The sequence below is a fragment of the Chryseobacterium pennipullorum genome, assembly GCF_003384725.1.
In the GTDB taxonomy this organism is placed as follows: Bacteria; Bacteroidota; Bacteroidia; order Flavobacteriales; family Weeksellaceae; genus Chryseobacterium; species Chryseobacterium pennipullorum.
Map to the genome: position 1 here is coordinate 104547 of NZ_QNVV01000010.1, position 21604 is coordinate 126150.

General features: G+C 37.6%; 19 protein-coding genes. 14 read left to right on the forward strand and 5 right to left on the reverse strand.

Annotated features, from left to right (window positions below):
- Positions 1-12: 12 nt before the first annotated feature.
- Together DRF67_RS12545 and DRF67_RS12550 are read left to right on the forward strand one after the other, a co-directional pair.
- Entirely contained in the window at positions 13-768 is a 756-nt protein-coding gene (locus tag DRF67_RS12545; RefSeq protein ID WP_115928634.1) for a glycosyltransferase family 2 protein, read from the forward strand.
- Complete coding sequence (locus DRF67_RS12550; protein ID WP_115928635.1) at positions 768-1394, forward strand: deoxyuridine 5'-triphosphate nucleotidohydrolase; 627 nt, start codon at positions 768-770, stop codon at positions 1392-1394. The genes DRF67_RS12545 and DRF67_RS12550 overlap by 1 nt, the downstream gene beginning before the upstream one ends.
- Here the strand turns inward: DRF67_RS12550 and DRF67_RS12555 are convergent.
- The 4 genes from DRF67_RS12555 to DRF67_RS22055 form a co-directional block, all read right to left on the reverse strand.
- Positions 1386-2624, reverse strand: a complete 1239-nt coding sequence (locus tag DRF67_RS12555) for a 3-deoxy-D-manno-octulosonic acid transferase (RefSeq protein WP_115928703.1) — start codon at positions 2622-2624, stop codon at positions 1386-1388. The two genes, DRF67_RS12550 and DRF67_RS12555, sit on opposite strands and share 9 nt — an antisense overlap.
- A 105-nt stretch (positions 2625-2729) precedes the next feature.
- Entirely contained in the window at positions 2730-3446 is a 717-nt protein-coding gene (locus DRF67_RS12560) for a C40 family peptidase (RefSeq protein ID WP_115928636.1), read from the reverse strand.
- 85 nt (positions 3447-3531) lie between these two features.
- Positions 3532-4179 (reverse strand): O-methyltransferase, encoded by a 648-nt coding sequence (locus DRF67_RS12565; RefSeq protein WP_115928637.1) that lies wholly within the window; start codon positions 4177-4179, stop codon positions 3532-3534.
- Between the two features lie 132 nt (positions 4180-4311).
- Positions 4312-4644: a CCPGW family putative bacteriocin gene (locus tag DRF67_RS22055; RefSeq protein WP_115928638.1), complete on the reverse strand. Its 333-nt coding sequence runs from the start codon at positions 4642-4644 to the stop codon at positions 4312-4314.
- A gap of 141 nt (positions 4645-4785) precedes the next feature.
- Here DRF67_RS22055 and DRF67_RS21570 point away from each other — a divergent pair, with 141 nt between their 5' ends.
- Positions 4786-4941, forward strand: coding sequence for a hypothetical protein (locus DRF67_RS21570; protein WP_165851791.1), 156 nt, complete (start codon positions 4786-4788; stop codon positions 4939-4941).
- A gap of 245 nt (positions 4942-5186) precedes the next feature.
- Here the strand turns inward: DRF67_RS21570 and DRF67_RS12575 are convergent, their stop codons facing one another.
- On the reverse strand, positions 5187-6020 hold the full coding sequence (locus DRF67_RS12575; protein ID WP_115928639.1) for an OmpA family protein: 834 nt from the start codon (positions 6018-6020) through the stop codon (positions 5187-5189).
- A gap of 87 nt (positions 6021-6107) precedes the next feature.
- Between DRF67_RS12575 and tilS the strand changes: the two genes are divergently transcribed.
- The 11 genes from tilS (at position 6108) to DRF67_RS12635 (ending at position 21476) form a co-directional block, all read left to right on the forward strand.
- On the forward strand, positions 6108-7436 hold the full coding sequence (tilS, locus tag DRF67_RS12580; protein WP_115928640.1) for a tRNA lysidine(34) synthetase TilS: 1329 nt from the start codon (positions 6108-6110) through the stop codon (positions 7434-7436).
- A 279-nt stretch (positions 7437-7715) separates the two neighbouring features.
- Positions 7716-8285, forward strand: coding sequence for a GNAT family N-acetyltransferase (locus DRF67_RS12585; protein ID WP_115928641.1), 570 nt, complete (start codon positions 7716-7718; stop codon positions 8283-8285).
- Positions 8278-9189: a helix-turn-helix transcriptional regulator gene (locus DRF67_RS12590; protein ID WP_115928642.1), complete on the forward strand. Its 912-nt coding sequence runs from the start codon at positions 8278-8280 to the stop codon at positions 9187-9189. Before DRF67_RS12585 ends, DRF67_RS12590 begins: the two co-directional genes overlap by 8 nt.
- A 317-nt stretch (positions 9190-9506) precedes the next feature.
- Positions 9507-9713 (forward strand): hypothetical protein, encoded by a 207-nt coding sequence (locus tag DRF67_RS12595; protein WP_115928643.1) that lies wholly within the window; start codon positions 9507-9509, stop codon positions 9711-9713.
- A gap of 69 nt (positions 9714-9782) precedes the next feature.
- Positions 9783-10982 carry a radical SAM protein gene (locus DRF67_RS12600; protein WP_165851792.1) on the forward strand — a complete coding sequence of 400 codons (1200 nt, stop codon included), beginning with the start codon at positions 9783-9785 and terminating at the stop codon, positions 10980-10982.
- Positions 10983-10989: 7 nt separating this feature from the next.
- Positions 10990-11772: a hypothetical protein gene (locus DRF67_RS12605; RefSeq protein WP_115928645.1), complete on the forward strand. Its 783-nt coding sequence runs from the start codon at positions 10990-10992 to the stop codon at positions 11770-11772.
- On the forward strand, positions 11772-12725 hold the full coding sequence (locus DRF67_RS12610) for a glycosyltransferase family 9 protein (RefSeq protein WP_115928646.1): 954 nt from the start codon (positions 11772-11774) through the stop codon (positions 12723-12725). The genes DRF67_RS12605 and DRF67_RS12610 overlap by 1 nt, the downstream gene beginning before the upstream one ends.
- Positions 12718-14895 (forward strand): peptidase domain-containing ABC transporter, encoded by a 2178-nt coding sequence (locus tag DRF67_RS12615; RefSeq protein WP_115928647.1) that lies wholly within the window; start codon positions 12718-12720, stop codon positions 14893-14895. Before DRF67_RS12610 ends, DRF67_RS12615 begins: the two co-directional genes overlap by 8 nt.
- Positions 14896-14915: 20 nt before the next feature.
- The gene (locus DRF67_RS12620; RefSeq protein ID WP_115928648.1) at positions 14916-17321 is read left to right on the forward strand and encodes an outer membrane beta-barrel family protein; all 2406 of its coding nucleotides are present in this window, start codon (positions 14916-14918) and stop codon (positions 17319-17321) included.
- A gap of 407 nt (positions 17322-17728) precedes the next feature.
- On the forward strand, positions 17729-19798 hold the full coding sequence (locus DRF67_RS12630; RefSeq protein WP_115928650.1) for a protein-disulfide reductase DsbD family protein: 2070 nt from the start codon (positions 17729-17731) through the stop codon (positions 19796-19798).
- 133 nt (positions 19799-19931) lie between these two features.
- Complete coding sequence (locus DRF67_RS12635; protein WP_115928651.1) at positions 19932-21476, forward strand: T9SS type A sorting domain-containing protein; 1545 nt, start codon at positions 19932-19934, stop codon at positions 21474-21476.
- Positions 21477-21604 lie beyond the last annotated feature (128 nt).

Consider the following 21604-nt stretch of genomic DNA (forward strand, 5'->3'; position numbering starts at 1 on the left):
TTTTAAACACGAATGAAAGACCTGGTATCCATTATCACCCCTTGTTACAATTCTGCAGAATTCATGGAAGAAACCATACAGTCTGTCCTTAACCAAACCTATGAAAATTGGGAATGGCTGATTACTGATGACCTTTCTACAGACCATACCGTGGAGATTATCAGAACATACAATGATCCCAGGATAAAATTACACGTACTGGAAAAAAACGGCGGAGCAGGAAATGCAAGAAACAACAGCCTTGAAAGGGCAACAGGAAGGTATATCTCTTTTCTGGATTCTGACGACTTCTGGTATCCGGAATACCTCGAAACCATGGTTGATTATATGGAGGAGCATCAGGCTGAACTGGTATACTGCAATTATTCCAGATGTAATGAGCAACTGCAGCCTGTACTGAAAGATTTCATCGCAGATAAAGTAGTAACCTTCTCTAATCTACTGAAAACATGTCGTCTGGCCCCTGTTTCCACCATGTATGATACGAAACGGGTCGGGAAGTTTCTGTTCCCTGTAAAGAGCAAACGTGAAGATCATGTCATGTGGCTGAATCTCCTTAAAGTGATCCCCCAGGGAATGCCCTTAAAAAAGACACTCGCCAAATACAGAATGCGCGAAAACAGCGTATCACGAAAGAAAAAAAACATCATCAAAGATCAATATCTTGTATATAAGGACTTCATGGGATTCTCTACCATGAAATCACTTTATTATACTGCAAACTGGGCCTTAAACGGATTTATGAAATATTCTAAAATTTTTAACTGATGGAGTATTCAAAAGAATTTAAAGCTGCACTAAGCGCCTTCTCCGGTCCTGAAAAGGATAAACTCATATTCAGGCTTCTGAGAAAGGACAAACTCCTGTCTAAGAAGCTTTACTTTGAACTCATTGATCCGGAAACAACGGATCAAAAAAGAGATGCAATGAAAGATATTGTAGAAGAAAAAGTACTTCTCGCTTCAAAGTATATAGGCAACGCCAAATACTTCCTGAGTATTGTCCGTAAAATAAGTGCTGAGATTACAGAGCATGTTAAGATTACTACTGACAAATTCGGGGACGTTTCACTGAATCTTCTTCTCCTGAATAAAATCCTGGAACACAATGCTGATCTGAGCAGACAGCGCTTTGATAATGTATATAAGCTCTATATTTATATCATCAACAAAGTATTCAAATCCCTTATTCTGGCTAAAAAACTGGATGAAGATTACTGGATGGAAATTGATGAATATCTGCAGAGTATTGAAGAAAAAATAGCAGAGAATCATTATCTGCAAAAATTATGCATCAACAGTGGTCTTGATATGAACTGGTTTGAATGTGATAAGGTTCCTGAAAACATTGATCAGATTATGAAGGATATCAAAAGCCAGGGATTTTTAAGATAGTATTTTCTGAATAATCATTTCCGTAGAATCGGGTTTATCATCCACAAATTTCCGGGCATTATCAGACATGCCTTCCAGCTCCTCACTGTTGTCCTCATTGGCCAGGAATAACACAAATTCTGCCGCTGCATATTCATCTTCAAAAGACTTTCCGCCGTTCGTTGAAATGAGATCGTCAGCTTCCGGATTCTTTCTGTAATGGTTTCCGAAAATAACAGGAACGCCAAATGCAGCTGCTTCCAAAATGTTATGAAGACCTGCCTCATGAAATCCTCCACCTACCACTGCTATATCGGCATAGGAATACAGCTTTGATAAGAGACCGATACTATCGATTATCAGGACCTGAGAACTGAAATAAGTGATATCATTATCTTTGATTTGGCTGTACAATACAGCGTTCGGGAAAATATTTTTAAGATGCTCCACTCTTTTCAGATCATGAGGGGCCATGATCATTTTTACCGTAGTATTTTTGCGGGCAACCATTTCTGCAATCTTTTCTTCAGCCTGCCATGAGCTTCCAAAAATAACAGCTTTATGTTCTCCGATAAATCCTGAAATAAAATCAACATGATTGTTGCGCTGGCGCAGCTGCTTTACCCTGTCAAATCTGGTATCCCCGGTTACAGAAGATTGTACGAGCCCTATACTTTTAGCCAGAGCAAAAGAAAACGGCGTCTGATGAAAAAACCAGTCTACATCGTTCTGAAGCTGCTTTACAAACCATTTCCCATAAGAGGTAAAAAAGGATTGCCTATCATAGAACAGGGCAGAAATAACGTAGATTTTGACATTCCGGTTCTTAAGTGCAGCCAGCAGGTTATACCAGTAGTCGTACTTCACCGTAAAAAATAGTTCAGTAGTAAATTCTGATATAAATTTGTTTATCCTGCTTTTTTTATCGAAAGGCAAGTAACAGAGGACATCGGCTGGGTGTTGTTTTTTGATAACGTTCTCATAACCGGATGGAGAAAAGAAAGTGACCAGGATTTTATGTTGTGGAAAATGCGCCTTAAGCTTTTCTAAAACAGGCAGCCCCTGCTCGTATTCGCCCAGACTGGCGGCATGCATCCAGATCACTTTATCAGTTTTGGAAAATGCGGATCTTACTTTATCCAGGGATTGACTTCTTCCCTCAACTCCCTTTTTAGTTTTATCGTTGATGAGTGAAAAAACTTTCATCCCAAAAATAAGAAGACTGATAAAAAGGTCATATAGAAATGCCATCATAATTATGTTTAAAGAGATCGATGATCAAAGGCAAAGAAGGTGATGAATTCAAAATTAAAATAACTACAGAAGAACATTTCTTTCTGATACATTATAAGCAGATTAGAGAACACTTCTAAGAACTCTCAGCTTATGGGTGTGCTTATTCATTTCTTTATTGAAAATACCTGTGGAATCCAAAGTATCAATTCTCACCTTTCCTGATGCATGGATAATTTTTTGATTCTCCAACATGATTCCAACGTGGATAATTTTTCCTTCAGCATTTTCGAAGAAGGCAAGATCTCCCGGCCGGGTCTCTTCTACAAAGGTAAGCGCTTCTCCCACCTCAGCCTGCTGTGAGGCATCTCTGGGTAGTTTAACCTCATGAATCTTGTACACCAATTGGGTAAATCCGGAACAGTCTACTGCAAAAAAGCTTTTTCCACCCCACAGATAGGGTACGTTTAGGAATTCTCTTGCCGCCATGGCGATGCTTTCCCGGATATCATGACTTCTTCGTGATGCAACAGCGGGAAATTCCACTTCGGATCCCATCGACAACAACGTTTTCCCGTCATTCATCAGTACTGAAGAAAAATCTTCCGTAACAACAGTCACTTTTCTGCTGGCCAGCTCCTGATCCGTCACCGGTTTTATCTGTTTGGTATCCATCCAGCCTTCATAGCCATCATAATGCATTTTTATTCTGGTCCAGTTTTTATCAACTTCCAAAATATCAGCGCTTTCCCCAAACAATATTTCCGTAACGATTTCTGCCCTGTCAGAATTCTCTGCCCGGACCGGTGCTACTGTAACAATACAAATTCCTTTATTCATTAATTTTCAATTTAAAGATTGAATAATTTAAAGAGTAAAAATACGATGTGTATCTCTTTAAATGTTTAATCCTTGAATATTTCAGTTACTTTCTGCGAAGAAAGTTGACTCCATCACGCAAAGGTAAAATAAGATTTTCAAAATCTTCATCTTTTGCAGCTAAATCATTTAATTCCTGAATAGACTGGGTAGACTTCTGCTTTGGATTTTCTTCCAGTACTTTCCCATACCACAAAACATTATCAAATAAAATCACAGAGCCCGATTGGGTATGAGGTTTAATGAGTCTAAAATACTCTGCATAATTCTCCTTATCAGCATCTACAAAGATCAGATCATACAGTTCATCCGTTTCTTTCAGAAATTCTTTTGCATCCTGAAGTTTAAAATCAATCTGATTGGCATATTCACTGGTCTCAAAATACTTTTTCGGCAGATAAGCAAGATCTTCGTTTACATCCAGCGTTGTAATTTTCCCGTCTTTTGCCAATCCTGATGCAAGGCATAGGGTAGCATATCCTGTGAATGTTCCTATCTCCAAAATACTTTTCGGCTGCAGCATCTGGGAAATAATAGTCAATAATCTTCCCTGCTGGTATCCGGAAATCATATGAGGCTGTGTCGTCTTCTGGTAAGTCTCTCTTCTCAGTTTTTTCAGAATTTCGGATTCCGAAGAAGCGTGTGCTTCCAAATATCTGTCCATTTCAGGATTCTTTTCTTCAAAAAAACTCATACCATTTTAATTTAAAACAAATTTAAGGATTTTAAAGCGAGTTTTTCAATTCAACAAGAAGATACAAAAAAAGAGAGACATTAATCCCTCTCTTTTGCTTAGCCATATCTAAATTTTATCTAAAAAAAATCATTATATCGCTATACAATATTGTCTTATACCAGCACAAACCCATCCCGGGCAACACTTTGTCTGTGGGCTGGTACAAAATATCTGTGGATTACACCCTCTAACAGCACCTTGTACAGTTTTCATTTCTACTCTTGAAAGTTTTTTTAAATTTTTCATAATTATTTTGTTTAGTATTAATTTCCTACTCTTTAAGATTTTCGGATACCTCTGTATTATTTCCTTGTATAGAGACTTAAATATACATATTCTTTTTGATAGAATTGTAGATTTTTTTGAACTTATTTTATGAATTATCAATAAATTTTTCAAAAGCCATTCAAGAACAAACCTCATCGAATAAAGTTTCTATCATCAATTATTGTTTCAAAACCGGGAAAATCCCATATCAATTACCGGGAAAATACGGATAGTTTTTTTGTGGTATTTGTTCTAGATTTGCAAGGACAATAAGGGGTAAAAACACTAAGAGAGATTATGATTGCAGGAGAAACACAAACTAACCATGAGGATCAAAAAAATGTTCTGCTGAAAAGCAAAGCAAAATCTTCTGCCAAAAAAACTAAGACTGAAATATCCAATTCATTTTTACAACGAATTATTTCACTCTTGAAAAAAGAAGAATTAATTTGATTAAAAATAAATCCCGTTCTCCTTCGGGATTTATTTTATTTGGTCAATAAGGTTATTGTACATCAGGTAACCCGACTGAAGCCAGATCACACAGAACTCCGATCTGGATTTAAGCTTTCCAAAAAATATGTCCGACAATTACATCTATTTCCCTTACATCAATTATAGCATAAGCTCCTGCAAAAAAAAGACTGCCTCAAAGTAGAGACAGCCTGTTTTATATTTTACTGTAAGCTTGTAAGCTATTATTTCTTTGGAGCAATATCCATAAGCTTCATGAATTCATCAAGTTTAGGCATGATGATGATTTCCGTTCTTCTGTTTTCAGATCTTCCGGAAACACTCATATTGGTAGCTTTCGGATTGTATTCTGAACGCCCGCCTGCTGTCATTCTTGCAGGATCTACTCCAAACTGAGTCTGAAGTACTTTAGCAACTGAAGTCCCTCTTAATGCAGAAAGATCCCAGTTATCTCTTGGCAGATTTGGAGAATTCAATGGTGCATTGTCGGTATTTCCTTCAATCAATACAGAATATTTATCGTAATCGTTGATTACTTTTGCTACTTTACCCAATACTTCCTGAGCAGCAGGCAAGATGTTGTAATCTCCAGTTTTGTAAAGCATTTTATCTGAAAGGGAAATCATCACCACCCCTTTCAGTACTTTTACCTGTACATCGTCATCTGATACATTATCCAAAGATCTCTTCAGCTTGTTAGACAGGGCAAGATTCAAGCTGTCATTTTTAGCATTGTTTGAGATCAGCTGTTTGATATACGAATTGGAAGCATTGATCTCTCCTACCAGTTTGTCAATATTAGCAGAACTCTTTCCGGTGTTGGAAAGACAGGCATCAAGTGATGATTTTAAAGCATCATGTTGACTTTTAAGTAGGCTGTTCTCCCCTGCCAATGCAGAATTCTGAGATTTCAAATCCTGAATTTCTCTTTGTCTTTCTCCGATATTTTCAATACACTGCTTATAGTTTATGCTCAAAGCATCATACTGCTTCTTGCTGACACAAGATGTCATCCCCAGCGCCATTGCAGAAACTGCTAAAATTTTTAAAATCTTCATAAGTAATCATTTTTAGACTACTCAAAGTTAGGGAAATTCAATTGAATTATATCGGTTATCTTTGCATAAAAGAAATTCTCAACATATATGTTGAAAAAATTAAGCTTTATAAATCAATTAGAAAATCTCGTTCAGCATCCTCATAACCACACCTATCTTCTGGCCGTGAGCGGAGGTGCCGACTCGATGGTTCTGGCCTCTTTATTCCGGGACTTACAGAGTGATTCCCAACATTTCCCATTCCGTATTCAGGTGGCTCACATCAACTATAAACTGCGTGGAGAAGATTCAGATCTTGATCAGAAAACAGTACAGGAGTTTTGTGAGAAAAATCATATTAAATTTCATCTGTACGAAGTTTCGGAAAAAGATAAAAAGCCGGAAAATTCCATTCAGCTATGGGCCCGGGAGCTCCGTTACAACTTTTTTAAAGAAATTCAGGAAAAGGAAAACCTTGAATTTCTGGTGACCGCCCATCATCTGAACGATCAGCTGGAAACCTTTATCATTAACCTGTCCAAAGCTTCTGGTATCAATGGGTTAAGTGGAATTCCTTCTCATGACAATCAAATTCTCCGGCCTCTATTATCATTTTCAAAACAGGAAATTTACAAGTTTGCAGAGGAGAACAGCATTGCGTTCAGGGAAGATCTTTCTAATAAAAAAAGTGATTACCTGCGAAATAAAATCAGGAATGAGATTGTTCCGCAATTATTGGAAACCAACACCCATTTTCTTGAAAATTTCAGAAGAAGTATCGTTTACCTGAACCAGACCAAAGACTTTGTTCAACAGCAAATCTTAGCCATTGAAAAATCAATTACAGTATCTGAAGCACACCACACCATTGTATCCAAAGAAAAACTGAATCATGAAAGTGATTTTGTAAAGTTTGAGATTTTGAAAAAATATGGATTCAACCGCGAAGAAGAGATTCCCAAAATTTTCACAGCTGAAAACAACAGTACTTTCTTCTCCAAAGCTTATCAGTTAATCGTCAATAGGGACGAATTGATTTTCCTTGACAGAAACCAGGATGAGCAAACCATCAGCGAAATCCTACTGATTAATGATTTTGATCCTTCAGAAGCAAATGTAAACATCGACCTTAAGGCATTTACAGGAGGTCAGTCTAAAGATTTTGAATGGTATATTGATCCCTCAAAAATCAAATTCCCTTTAATTTTAAGAAAACACCAGGAAGGTGATGAATTTTATCCCACGGGCTTTTCAGGGAAAAAGAAAGTCTCAAAGTTTTTTAGGGATGAAAAATTATCTGTTGTTGCCAGACAGCAAATCTGGCTCCTTTCTGATGGAAGTCATTCCGTCCTTGGCATCATTCCATTCAGACAGGACAGACGCTTTTCTGCTGACACCGCTGAAGCATCCGTGAGGCTTTTCTCATTTAATCAATAGTCAGATATCATTCTATTATTAAATGATCCTGCCTCTGTTATCGTCAATGGACGCCTGTTATACTATGCGATCATTCCTTTATTAACATTTCGTATTCTATTTGTATAGAATTTGTTGCTGCCACATTTTTTCTTTACATTTATATCATTCAATCTATTTAAATGATACAAATAATTCATTTAAATTGTTAAAATAAAGGAATATCTGTACTAGTACGATCACTAATCAGTGATATACAAAGAGATAGCAACCATAAAAACTAAAATTTATACCATAAAAATGTACAAGGCAACTTACAAGGATCGCGAAACAGCCGTTGATATATTATACAGGGCATTTATCAACATACTTATTCCCAATTCCATCAATTTTGTGGTTAACAAAAGCGGAAGCCGTGAAAAAAGATTAAAGGCACTTATGTATTATCAATTCGACATGGCGTTACATGATGGCAGTGTTTTCATCAGTGATGACAGCAAAGGTTGTATTCTGTATCTTGAAGATAGAAGATTTAGTTTTAAAAAGCTCTGGCTGGAAATTCAGCTGGTCATTCATTGTATCGGAATAAAAAGAATTCCGGATGTTATGGCCCGCGAAAAACTGATAAAAGCCCATCATCCCAAAGAAAATTTTGTGCATTTATGGCTCATGGGAGTACTCCCTGAAGCACAAGGCATGGGCATCGGGACTGCCTTACTAAGAGAAACCATGAAAAAATATGCTGAAGAGCTGATTTATGTGGAAACCACCACCCCGGAGAACCTCGAATTCTACAAAAAAAATGGGTTCAACATTTTTCACGAAACTCACGAACTTGATTATCCACTATATTTTTTGAGTTATGTTTAATACCGAAATCTACCCCACTACTGCCGTTTATATTCTTGTTTTTCTGATCTTCATCAGCATCGCTGCCATACAGCTGCTGGCTGACAGAAAAAAGAAAAGAAGCAAGAACTATTATCTACGTTATATTGCAGTCATGAGCTCAGGCGTCACGTATAACTTGGTGGAAGGATTACTTCCCGACCAAAAATTCGGAGTCAACATTATCGCGCAGAATATTTTAGCATGGACCATCGGAGTGCTCACCGCCTACCATTATCTGATGTATATTAAAAATGAATATGACCTCACCCTGTTCAAGAAAAAGATATCGCTTGAAACCATAGGTATTTTCCTGTTACTTATGCTCATCATCCTTTTCATTCTCCCCTATACGATCACCCAATCGCTGGAACATTCCAGAATTCTCTTTCTGGGCTTTTTTCTGGCCATATTGTGTCTGATTTTATTGGGCATATTCAAACAGCAGTACGAAAAATTCCGGAAACATGAGAGTACAGTCTTCAAGCTTCATGATGTGAATGGATTCCTGGCTTTTATTGGACTGGTCTCTCTACCAACTACCATTTTACTTTTTGGTGATAACCAACTGGTAGAGCAAACCGGTTTCAGTTTCGGCTTTTTTGTGATTACAGTAGATTTTTTCTTACACAATCTAAGAAAAACCACAAAACAGAAAAAACTATTTCAGGAACTTTCCACCCGGGAATCGGAAATATTAACAATATTATTAAAGAATCCTTCTCTAAAATACTCCGAAATAAGTCAGAAATTAAATATTTCTGAAAAAGCACTTTCTTCACATCTCTCCAATATTTATAAAAAAACCGGTCTTCGGAACAAAAAAGAGATCGAAAAATTAAGTACTTCTTCCCGCGAGCTTCTCATTACTCAATACGAAAATTAAATAGCGCTTTATTTTTACGCAAATACAACACTTTTTTATGTCCTCATTTATCTTTTACACCTCTGGTATTTATTTTACAAAACACTCATAATCAGCAAAATAAAGCCCTTAAGGGGTACCCTTAGAAAATTTAAGGGTAAATTTAAGGGTTCTGATGTTGATCATTTTATTGTCAGATTAAAGTAATATTCTAGTTTTGAAATAGTGATTAATTTCTACTGTTAAAGTTCAAAACCGGTTCAATAACTATATAGTGAGTCCCAAAAGTGAAACGACTATAAACTGTCACAGGATATTAATATTTAATTTACAACAACATGAAAAACATTAAAGTAACACATGACGCTAAAGAGGTACAACATGCTCTTGAAAACTCAAAAAATGAAATTCTAAAATCTCTTGCTGAGGATTTTAAAGATGGAGATTCATTATCCGGAGGAGAATGGGTGAAAATCAAAACAAAATTCTCTAAAGGCGGTACATTAGAACCGGGCACAAGCACAGGGCTGGAAGAAAGCAATTAATATTTCATTTTCAAATAACAGGGAATGATAATAAAGCAATTTATTATTGTTCCCTTTCTAAAAACAACCATGAAAAGTATAGATAGTGTTATAAAGATCGCCAGCAGATGCAATATCAATTGTAAATATTGCTATATGTATAATATGGGGGATTCTTCTTACAGAATGCAGCCCAAATACATGACCTTGGAAACCGTTAAAAATCTAGCGATCAAAGCCAAGGAATACTGTACTTTAAAAAATGTAAAAGCTTTCCACTTTATATTCCATGGTGGCGAACCTTTACTGACAAAAATTGAATACTTCCAAAAGATACTCGATACCATCAAAGAGCATCTGTATCCGGAAATATATCCCGTTTTTTCTATTCAGACCAATGCTACTTTAATCACTGACGAATGGGCCTTTTTTATTAAAAAAAATAAAATAAATATTGGCATTAGCCTGGACGGTGACAAAAGCGTAAATGATGAAAACAGAATTGATCATCGCGGACATGGCACCTACGACAGAGTTATTAAAGGCATCAATGTTCTGAAAAAACATGATATTAATGTAAGCATTTTGTCAGTCATCAATGTTAATTCTGATCCGGTAGCAACTTATAATCATTTGAAATATCTGGGAATAGACTCAGTAGATTTTTTGATACCGGATCATAATTATGATAATGCACCTGCCACTATAAAGCACGACCTCACTTACAAAAGGGAAGAAACGCCCTATGCCGACTGGCTGCTTAAGATATTTGATCTTTGGTTTATGGAAGAAAAGCCAATAGACATCAGATTTTTCAGGTACTCACTGATTGTATTTTTAGGAGGAAACATTTCGTTTGATTATATCGGAACAGATACCAACGACGTATTTGTCATCGAAACCAATGGCGACATTGAACCCGTAGATTCATTGAAAATATGTGGTGAAAATTTCACTAAAACCAACAGAAATGTAAATCAGACTTCTTTTAGTGAGGCAACCAAAACGCCTATTATAGACCTGTATATACACAGTAAAAACAAAGACAAGCAATGTGTTCAGTGCCAGAAATGTCCGATATTCGAGATTTGCGGGGGCGGTTTTATCCCACACCGTTATCATTCGGGTAATGGCTTTGACAATCCATCCATCTATTGTTCAGACCTTATTAAGCTGTTCACTTACATACAAAATACTCTTTTAAACCAGCTGGATATAAAAGAAAAGGAGAATATGGAATATTTGGACACCAAAAAAATCAAGTCGGTATTAGACACCGTCTACAATTAGAAAAAATATGTTAAAGGAAGGGATCAAAATTTTAGCGGAGCTTTCAAACGGTGATGAACACACCGTTTCAATCAATAGTGGAACAGAATCTCCTCAGAATAACAAATATGTAAAGGGAGCGTTGATTCCCAAAAATACATTCAGAAGCTTATCTGATTCTGAAAAAGAGATTGTATTCGCAGCAAAGGAACACGCGATGTCCTTCGGGTATAATGAGATCATCAAAGTGATCTCACTGCCCGAAAGCATTCAGAATGGTATAAAAAACATCAACCTCAATGCTGTTGAGTCCTATGAAGAGCTTGAAAAAACTGTTGCCCATGATGATTTTAAAGTTCTTGCCAAGGATTTGATGAGCTATGTCCTTTCCAAATCAATTCACTCGGAAATCCATAATCTGGGAATCCAGATAGAACCGGGAAATGAATATACAACAACCAAACAAGACGATCAGTATGTTGGGCTCCACATTGATTCGTGGGACAGGCAACCTCTTTCTGAACGGAAAAAATCGAAAAACAGGATCTGTTTCAATATCGGTAAAGAAGCCAGGTATCTTTATTTTATTAATATTCCGGCGAATCAGCTGAGCACTGAAGACTCTGATGCACCCGTTGACGAAATCGTCACTGAATTTTTAGCCACACATCCGGAATACCCGGTATTGCGCATCCGGATCAATCCTTTTGAAGGCTATATTGCTCCCACGGAATATATTATTCACGATGGCTCTACCTCCGGCAATCCATTTAAAGATATCACATTCACCATCAGAAGCTATTTTCAGTAATGGAATATAAACATCCTTACTTATTTTTTTGCAATGCAATTGGAGATTATATCATGGCACTTCCTACGTTGAGAGCTCTCAACGATGTGTTCAACGGCAGACTTACCATTATTCATAATAAGAGTAAAATAAACAGCCATATTATGAGTGAGTTCCCCTTCAATAATACAATTGAAATTGAATTTACTTCGGTGGGTGAAGAAAGAAGGTTTGATCCCGGTTCATTGGCAGAACACATGCAAGACTGCGACCTGTTTTTATATCTTAATACATGGATCAATGAAAATGACATGCAGACATTGCTAAGCCAGCTTCCTTCTTTGAAAAGATCTGCAGGCTACTATTCCTGCTTTACGGATCAGATCGCGTACAGTACGGCCATTCATAACTTCGATCTTTATTTCAGAATGGTTCATGTTTTCGATGAAAGTCTTTCGATACAGGATTATTCTTATCCTCCACGGCTTGACGAAAACTATAAAAGAATAGCCCCGCAGGTCAGGAAAAATAAAACTTCAGGAATAAAGTATGTTGCCATCCATTTTGACAGCGAGCCTGAAAAGTCTTTGAAAAGTGAGATGTACCGGGAATTTTTAGAAAAAATACTGGACACCTATACAGATATCTGCCTGGTTCCTATTGGTCTCGATCAGATAGACCTTCAGGAAAAATACCAGCAACGGGTTTTAAGTTTCGGACGGCCGCTGCCCTTTTTAATAGCCACAGCTTATCTGGAAACCGCTGATTTTTTTATTGGAGTAGATTCATGTTTCCTGCATATCTCAGACTTATATGCGATACCGTCCATCGGGATATTCGGACCCACTTCCGAAGTGGAATTTGGCTTCAGGTTCAATGAAAGGTACTCGCATCTGCGTTCCGAAACAAAAGATTTAAAAGATATCAGTACAGATGATGTTTATAAAAGATTCAATGAATTAATAGATGTTTAAAAAGAATAAATTTAATTTTCGTTATCAAAAAGACAGAATGGACTGTGGTCCGGTCTGTATTCAAATGATCAGCGAATTTTATGGAAAAAAATATGACATCCATTTTTTAAGAGAAATATGCAACTATGGCAAACAGGGTGTAACCATAAATTCTTTAAAAAAGGCGGCAGAAAAAGTCGGCTTCGACACCCATATCATCAAGGCCGACATCAATGATCTCAATAATCTGGATTTATTCCCCTATATATTACACTGGGGAAACGATCATTATGTCGTTGTTCTTAAAATCAATAAAAAAAATGCAGTTATTGCTGACCCCGGATATGGGATATTAACTGTAACAACTGACGTTTTCAAAAAAAACTGGTATAAGAATGATAAGGGAGTGGCCGTTGTCCTGAATCCGTCTACCCTTATAAACAGCAATGAACCTCAGCGATCATCATTATTCGGATATACCTCCCAATATTTAAAGAAGTATAAAAAAGAAATTTTCAAGATATTCTGTACGCTGCTCATCATTAATGTACTCACTTTCCTGTTGCCATTCATTACCCAGAAAATTTTTGATGATGGAATTGCTCATGCAGACAAAAAGATTATTTATTATCTGATCCTCTCCCAATTATTTCTGTATATCGGCATCTATTTTTCAGAAATATACAGAAACTGGATTACGGTCAAGCTTGGGGGTAATATCAGTATTGAAATCATTCATAACTTCTTCAAAAAACTCATCAAACTGCCGATCCATTTCCTGGAAACAAAGGTAGTGGGAGACTATAACCAGAGAATTCAGGATAGTGAAAAGATTGAAACCTTCATGACTTCACAGAGTATTACTTCGCTCTTTTCTGTCGTTACGATTATTGTCTACCTGATCGTGATGTCTATATACAACGCACAGCTATTTCTTTTGTACATTTCTATTACAGTAATTTCTGTTCTGGGCTCTCTGTACTTCCTGAAGAAAAGAAGGCAGTATGACTATCTGATCTTTAAGGAGAAAGCAAATATTCAGAATCTGACCTTTGAAATTCTTAATGGGATTACGGAAGTGAAACTCAATGGTCTGGAAGACGTAAAGCTGGATCAGTGGAAAAATTATCAGAAACTGGCTTTAAAGCTTAATCTGGGACTTTCCAAGATCGGGCAGCAGCAGTATATCTTTTTCAGTGCTTTGAATCAGATTAAAAATCTTTCGATAACTCTTGTTTCATCGCTATTGGTGATCAACAATAAACTGTCATTGGGTGAGTTGCTTACCATATCCTTTATTGTGGGACAGCTCAACTCACCGATTGATCAGCTGATCGCATTTTTCAGAAATGTACAGGATTCCAAGCTAAGCATGGAAAGGATCAGTGAAATCGAAGAGCAAAAAGATGAAGACGACGAAAGAGCATCTGATCTTAAAAATATACAAGAAAAAAATTCCATTATCTTCAGAAATGTCAGCTTCAGCTACAACAATATCGATAAGGTGCTGGACAATATCAATATTGAAATTCCCGAGAATAAAGTGACGGCCATCGTAGGAGCCAGTGGCAGCGGAAAAACTACCCTTGTAAAACTTATCCTTAAGTTTTATGAACGTTATCAGGGGGATATTTACATCAAAGGAGTCAACATCAAAAATATCACCTCATCGAGTATCAGAAGAAATATTGGTACGGTAATGCAGGACGGTTATCTGTTTTCAGATACCATCGAGAGAAATATTACAGGTGAAAACACAATACAGAATGATGAGTATGCCCGCCTTAAAAAAACCGCGTATTTATTATCCAACTCCGAAGAGTTTATCGAAAAACTTCCTCTCAAGGACCAGACAAAAGTAGGGGCTTATGGAATAAACCTGTCAGGAGGACAAGAGCAGAGGCTTATCATCGCAAGAGCCGTTTTCAAAAATCCTGACTTTCTCATTCTCGATGAAGCAACTTCTGCCCTGGACACCAAAAATGAAAAGATCATCCATAACAACCTGAAAATATTCTTTGAAAATAAAACAGTCCTGATTATTGCCCACAGGCTCAGTACCGTAAGAAACGCAGATAACATTATAGTCATGGATAGCGGTAAGATAATAGAACAGGGTGAACACAAAGAATTGCTGGGCAAAAAAAATAAATATTACGAACTTATCAAAAATCAGCTGGAATTAGATTAACTTACCATCACAGAATTATTATGACGCAAAAAGAAAAGATATATATATTCCTTGGTATCCTGCTCTGCATAGGACAATTGGCAGGCCAAACCTTAAAAGGGCATGTATATATCAATGGGGTACCGGTTAATTCTGCAGAGATACTCATCACAGATCAGGAGCAAAAAAAATATTTTACTGTAACCGGAGAAACCGGAGCATACAGCATAGAACTGCCCAACCAGAAGAATTACCTGGTGAAGGCGTTTTCCGAAAAAAGGCTTATCATCAGTAAGAACATCTATGTAGATGGAAATACCACACAAGATCTGTCTGTGGAGAATAAAGAAACAGAAATACAATCTGTACATCTTATTGCAAAAAAAAAGAAGATCATCCAACAGAAAGCAGACCGAATCATCTTCAATGTTGAGAACTCTGTTATTGCAAGTGGTGGGGACGTCATGGATGCGATACGTCTGGCGCCAAGGATCTCCGTGCAAAATGACGACATCAAGATCACCGGCAAAGGGAAAATCCTGGTCATGATGGATGGGCGTCCTATCAATATTCAAAAAGAAGATCTTCCGAATTACTTGAAGTCTATAAAATCGGATGAGATCAGCAGCATTGAGGTCATTACGAATCCGCCGGCCAAGTATACAGCGGAAGGAAACAGTGGCATCATCAATATTGTCACACGCAAATCAAAAAAAGACTACTGGAACCTGACCGTGAATACCACCGGCCAGGCTGCCTCAAAATTTATGTATAAAAACGGGGCTAATTACAATTTAAATGTGAAAGATATTACCCTTTCTTCGGGTATTAACTATACCAGTGGATACAATGCCCCGGTCAATTATTCCAAAATAGAATATCCGGATATCACCTGGATCGAAGACAACAGACAGACCGCGTTCACCGATAATCTTTCTGCCAGACTTTCCCTGGATTATAAATTAAACAAAAAAATAACGACCGGAATTCAATATATAGGAAGCTTCTCCTCACCAATAGTGGAATCCCAAATCGATTCAAAAATATTCGGAAAACCCAATGGTGCTGAAAAATCGCTGATTAATACTGCATCTGAAGATTCTAAAAAAAACAGATTCAATTCTTTAAATTATCATATGATCTACGAAATAGACACCACCGGTAAAAAAGTCTCTTTCGATTTTGACTACTTTAACAGCAGAAGCAGATCCCGCCAGGATTACCTCTCCAGAACATTTGATAAAACAGCACCACTGCCCAGTATTCCAGATTTTGACTCGGGAAAAAATGAAGGCTATCAAAATATCAACAACTATTCCCTGAATCTTGATGTTGAACACCCTACTTCCTGGGCTACCCTTAATTACGGAGCACGCATCTCATTTGTAAATACGGCTAATGACATCCGCTTCTATGATCTTTCCACAGGCAATGAATTCCTGGATCCCAACCGAACCAATCAGTTTTCATTCAGAGAGAGGAATCAGTCATTGTATTTCTCAATGAATAAGGAGTTGGGAGAAAAATGGGAGTTTCAGGCAGGCCTGCGGATGGAAAGCACCCAGACAAGAGGTTTCTCAGAAACTTTAAATCAGGAATCTGAAATAAAGTATACAAAACTTTTTCCTACCGCGTATGTCCTTTATAAATTAAATGCAAACAATCAGTTCTCAGCCAATTATGGAAAAAGGATACACCGTCCGGAATTCAGTTTACTAAACCCGTTCAAATATACTTTCTCCCCCTACTCAACATCTGAAGGAAATCCATATCTTCTTCCGGAATTTACCAACAATATTGAACTTACGTACAGCTACAAAGATTTTTTGATTACCTCTTTGTATTATTCCGATTTAAAGGACGGTTTTGAAATGCTGACCATCATGAATACGGATACGAAGACTCAGAATGCAACGCCACTCAATTTTATTTCAAACCGCTCATATGGAATCAACCAGTATTTCTATATGAAGCTGTTCCCATGGCTTAATGCCAATGTTAATATTAACTTTTTCAACAGCCAGTCTAGATCTTCTTCCCCGGTCACTTTATCATACCTAAATGGGTGGAATTTCGAAACAAAAGCAGATCTTAATTTTACTTTGAACAAAAAGAAGACCTTCTTTTTTGGGATTAATACATGGCAGGTTTCCAAAGGGGTCACCAATCTTGACAGAAGCTCATCGGGCTATCAGATAGACGCCTCATTAAAATTATTTCTGATGAATAAGCAGCTTCAAATAGTGTGCTATGCCAATGATATTTTCAGGTCCAACAAGATATCCTACACAGGATTCTCCAATAATAACCAGACAACCTACAGAAATTATGAAGATCTAAGGTTCATCAGACTGTCTATCATTTACAATTTCGGAAACAAATCAATCAAGGATTCTTCCCGAGAGGTTAAAAATTCTGATGAAAAGGACCGGGCGACCTTCAGATAAACTCTTTCTTCTTATATTTTCCGTTCATCAACGAAAATTGGTGGGGTTATTTAACTTCATGTGTAAAACCTCATCCAAGAAAGATCCGGGCTGTCTCATGACATTGAAGACATTGATGAAATCTATAAAAAGACTTGCATCTCTTCTTCAAGAGAAAAAAGCCATGACTTCCTGCATTTTAGGAACAACGGGAAGATCATGGATTTTAACCGGGTTATCTTTCAGCGAAAAAGAAAGTTTCTAAGTTTTTTAGGGACAAAAAATTATCTATTTTAGCAGGGCAAAATTTGATGCTGAGCGGCAATACCGGTTCTGTTCCCGGAATCGTCATTCCGCCAGACAAAAAAGAAGATATGCAAAGGACGAGAAAACAGAATGTATTCTCAAAATTTTTAATGAAATGAACAATGAAATTTAGAAATTGGTTTTTATTAATTCTACTATTTTTAGCAACAGGGATTAATGCACAGATAAAAAATCCTGTAAAGTTTAAATTCACCATCAATGATCTGGGGAATAACCAGTACGAAGCAGTTCTTAATGCGACGATGGAAAGCGGATGGCACATCTATTCGAAAGATTTGCCGGAAGACACCGGAATTCCAACAGAATATAAAGTGTCCGGAAAAAATATCGAGCTGATCGGAAAATTTACCGAAGTGGGTAAAAAACACGAAGAATTTTCTGAAGCTTTTGGAGGAACTATTGTGTACTATTCCAACTCTGCGGGATTCAAACAGAAATTCAAATTAAAAGATCCTGCAAAACCTGCTGATGTTACTTCTGAAATCACTTACCAGACTTGTGATGACAGGGTTTGCCTGGCTCCCAATACTTTAGAATTCAATCAAAAAGTGACTCCAAAAGGAGCTGTAGAGGAAGCTGCCCCTGAAGAAATTGCAAAACCCATAAAAGATTCTGTAAAAACAGTTGAAATAGTTACAGAAAGTCCGGAGAAAACGGGCATCACAGTCACTGAGGTTTCAAAACTCGATCCAAAACAGCTGAAAATTGAGTCTATCGATTTCAAAAATCCGCTTACAGATTGTGGAACAGTGGCAGAAAAGGTAGATGAAAATTACTGGACCTATCTATTTTTAGGATTTATCGGAGGACTGATTGCTTTACTGACACCTTGTGTGTTCCCGATGATTCCATTAACGGTTTCCTTCTTTACCAAAGGAAGCAAAGACAAGGCAAAAGGAAAAAGAGATGCTGTTATTTACGGCTTTTTCATTCTTCTTATTTTTGTTTTACTGAGTATTCCTTTCCATATCATTGACGGAATCGCAGGAAATATCTTCAATGAGATCTCAACCAGCGTTTGGCTGAATATTGCCTTCTTTATCATCTTCATCTTTTTTGCCGGAAGTTTCTTCGGGTATTATGATATCACTTTACCAAGCTCCATTGCCAACAAATCTTCAAAAGCAGAAGAGGCAGGAGGGATCATCGGTATTTTCTTTATGGCCCTTACACTGGTTATTGTTTCTTTCTCCTGTACAGGACCTATTTTAGGAAGTTTATTGGGAAGTGCTGTAACCGGATCAACCAATGTTCCAATGCTGCTGACTTTTGCACTGGCAGGATTCGGATTGGCATGGGCTATCGTTTTCGGGCTTCTGGCTTTATTCCCACAGGCATTACAGAGCCTTCCGAAATCCGGAGGATGGATGAATACAGTGAAAGTAGTTCTTGGTTTCGTAGAGCTTGCCTTAGCACTGAAGTTTTTATCCAAAGCAGATCTGGTATCCAAAACCTTCTTCCTAAAAAGAGAACTTTTCATTGCGATCTGGATCATCATTGCCTTAGGACTGGCACTTTATCTGTTTGGACTTATCCGATTCCCACATGACGATAAAAAGCCTAAAATTTCTGTAACAAGAAAAATCCTGGGAGTCTTAGGTTTTGGTTTTGTGATTTACCTGATTCAGGGATTAATCCCTTCTGAACGTCCAAAACTTCAGATGCTGAGCGGAATTCTCCCTCCTCTGAATGTAAGTTATTTCCACAATGAAAAGGACGGAATCTTAGGAATGCATCCTGAACATGATTTCTTTAAAGCCATTGAGCTTGCCAAAGCGGAAAACAAGCCTATTCTGATAGACTTCACCGGATACGGCTGTGAAAACTGTAGAAAAATGGAAGAATTCGTATGGAGTGAACCGGACATTTTGCCTATTCTTCAGAATGACATTGTGCTGGCCTCTTTATATGTGGATGACAAAGAAGAGCTTCCTGAGGATCAGAAAACAAAAATTGACCTTGGGGAAGGACAGATCAAAAAAGTAAAAACTATTGGAGACCGATGGAGCTTATTCCAGCAGGTTAACTTCAACAACAATTCTCAGCCTCACTATGTGCTGATAACTCCGGAAGGAAAAGTAATTAATACTCCGGTGTCCGGCTATATGCCAAAAGAGGATTTCAAAAAATTCCTGGAATGCGGAGTCAATTATTATAAAAAGAATAAATAAATTATCTCCCTATACCCTACAACTCACACTTTCGGTGTGAGTTTTTTTGTTTCCAAATATAAAAAAACAAGTAAATGTTCATGGTAGTCTAAAAATGAGTACTTTTGAATAACCAACACAAATTCAAATACATATGAAACATTTAATATCTATTTTTTTACTTCTTGTTTATTCTGTACTGACCGCTCAAAACGCGCCTTCTATACAATGGCAGAAAACATTGGGAGGAAGCAATGGAGATCAGGCCAATTCTGTCCAGCAAACTTCCGATGGAGGGTATATTGTTGCCGGTGATTCTTATTCTACTGACGGGGATGTCACCGAAAATCATGGAGCTTCTGATTACTGGATCGTCAAATTGGACGCTGCAGGAAGTATACAATGGCAGAAATCACTCGGTGGTAATTTCTATGACACGGCAAAGTCTATTCGACAGACTGCTGACGGAGGGTATATCGTTGCAGGGGAATCATACTCCACCGACGGGGATGTTACAGGAAACCATGGAGGTGCTGATTACTGGATCGTAAAAGTAGATTCTTCAGGAAACATAGAATGGCAAAAATCATTGGGAGGAAGTAATAATGACACGGCACGTTCCGCTCAGCAGACTTCCGATGGAGGATATATTATTGTGGGAGAATCTTTCTCTAACGACGGAGATGTTACAGGAAATCATGGATATAATGACTACTGGGTTGTAAAATTAGATTCCTCAGGAAATATACAATGGCAAAAATCATTAGGGGGAGCTGCCTATGACAGAGGAAATTCAATTCAACAGACCTCTGACGGAGGCTACATTATTGCAGGAGGATCTAATTCCACTGATGGAGACATCACCGGAAATCATGGAAACGAAGACTTTTGGATTGTGAAATTAGATTCCTCAGGAATTATCCAATGGGAGAAATCATTGATAGGTAATCTTGCTGATGGCGCAGAATCTATCCAGCAAACACCCGAAGGAGAATACATTGTTGCGGGAGGTTCTCACTCTACAAACTCGGAAATTCCGACATCTTTTGGAGAATCCAATTATTGTGTGGCAAAATTAGATTCTAACGGAACTACATTGTGGCAAAAATATTTTGGTGGCAGCGGTAACGATTATGCATATGCTACCCAGCAAACTTCTGACGGAGGAGTCATTGTGGCCGGGGGAACCGGTTCTGCAAACGGAAATATAGTAGGAAGTCACGGGGAAGCTGATTATTGGATCATAAAATTAGATTCTTCAGGAATTCTTCAATGGCAGAAACCATTAGGAGGGGGTGCTTTTGAGGACGCCTACTCCATGCAGCAAACCGCTGACGGTGGCTATATCATCGCCGGACTTACTTTTTCTTCAGATGGAGATATTACGACAAGCTACGGAAATGGTGACTGCTGGATTGTAAAACTAAACCCCGCCCAGTTGGGAACCGCTGAAAGCCAACAGCCCCGAAAGTTTGCTTTATACCCCAATCCGGCAAGAAACTTTTTTCATCTGGAAAACCTTCCCGTTGGAGCGGTCGTTGATATCATTGATATGTCCGGAAGGAAACTCCTCTCACAAAAAAATAACAGCGGACTGCTGAAGATTGAAGTCTCAGGATTCAGCGATGGGGTGTATACCGTACAGATCAAAAACAAAGAAGAAGTTATTTCTTCACAAAAGCTAATCATTCGTCAGTAGCCACAGAATAAAAAAGAGACATCACTGCGCAATATTTTATTGTATTGACTTTAACAATATTTATGTAAGTTAAAACATTAAAAACAATAATTTATTAATGATTTTTAATTTTAGGTACGGACTTTGTA

Excerpts from the sequence above, each read along its gene's own strand:
- DRF67_RS12545 (WP_115928634.1), top strand. The coding sequence starts at position 13 with ATGAAAGACCTGGTATCCATTATCACCCCTTGTTACAATTCTGCAGAA.
- DRF67_RS12565 (WP_115928637.1), bottom strand. The coding sequence starts at position 4,179 with ATGAGTTTTTTTGAAGAAAAGAATCCTGAAATGGACAGATATTTGGAA.
- DRF67_RS22055 (WP_115928638.1), bottom strand. The coding sequence starts at position 4,644 with ATGAGGTTTGTTCTTGAATGGCTTTTGAAAAATTTATTGATAATTCAT.
- DRF67_RS12575 (WP_115928639.1), bottom strand. The coding sequence starts at position 6,020 with ATGAAGATTTTAAAAATTTTAGCAGTTTCTGCAATGGCGCTGGGGATG.
- DRF67_RS12610 (WP_115928646.1), top strand. The coding sequence starts at position 11,772 with ATGGAATATAAACATCCTTACTTATTTTTTTGCAATGCAATTGGAGAT.
- DRF67_RS12615 (WP_115928647.1), top strand. The coding sequence starts at position 12,718 with ATGTTTAAAAAGAATAAATTTAATTTTCGTTATCAAAAAGACAGAATG.
- DRF67_RS12620 (WP_115928648.1), top strand. The coding sequence starts at position 14,916 with ATGACGCAAAAAGAAAAGATATATATATTCCTTGGTATCCTGCTCTGC.
- DRF67_RS12635 (WP_115928651.1), top strand. The coding sequence starts at position 19,932 with ATGAAACATTTAATATCTATTTTTTTACTTCTTGTTTATTCTGTACTG.
- DRF67_RS12595 (WP_115928643.1), top strand. The coding sequence starts at position 9,507 with ATGAAAAACATTAAAGTAACACATGACGCTAAAGAGGTACAACATGCT.
- DRF67_RS12630 (WP_115928650.1), top strand. The coding sequence starts at position 17,729 with ATGAAATTTAGAAATTGGTTTTTATTAATTCTACTATTTTTAGCAACA.
- tilS (WP_115928640.1), top strand. The coding sequence starts at position 6,108 with ATGTTGAAAAAATTAAGCTTTATAAATCAATTAGAAAATCTCGTTCAG.
- DRF67_RS12605 (WP_115928645.1), top strand. The coding sequence starts at position 10,990 with ATGTTAAAGGAAGGGATCAAAATTTTAGCGGAGCTTTCAAACGGTGAT.
- DRF67_RS12555 (WP_115928703.1), bottom strand. The coding sequence starts at position 2,624 with ATGGCATTTCTATATGACCTTTTTATCAGTCTTCTTATTTTTGGGATG.
- DRF67_RS12585 (WP_115928641.1), top strand. The coding sequence starts at position 7,716 with ATGTACAAGGCAACTTACAAGGATCGCGAAACAGCCGTTGATATATTA.
- DRF67_RS12550 (WP_115928635.1), top strand. The coding sequence starts at position 768 with ATGGAGTATTCAAAAGAATTTAAAGCTGCACTAAGCGCCTTCTCCGGT.
- DRF67_RS12590 (WP_115928642.1), top strand. The coding sequence starts at position 8,278 with ATGTTTAATACCGAAATCTACCCCACTACTGCCGTTTATATTCTTGTT.
- DRF67_RS12560 (WP_115928636.1), bottom strand. The coding sequence starts at position 3,446 with ATGAATAAAGGAATTTGTATTGTTACAGTAGCACCGGTCCGGGCAGAG.
- DRF67_RS12600 (WP_165851792.1), top strand. The coding sequence starts at position 9,783 with ATGAAAAGTATAGATAGTGTTATAAAGATCGCCAGCAGATGCAATATC.
- DRF67_RS21570 (WP_165851791.1), top strand. The coding sequence starts at position 4,786 with ATGATTGCAGGAGAAACACAAACTAACCATGAGGATCAAAAAAATGTT.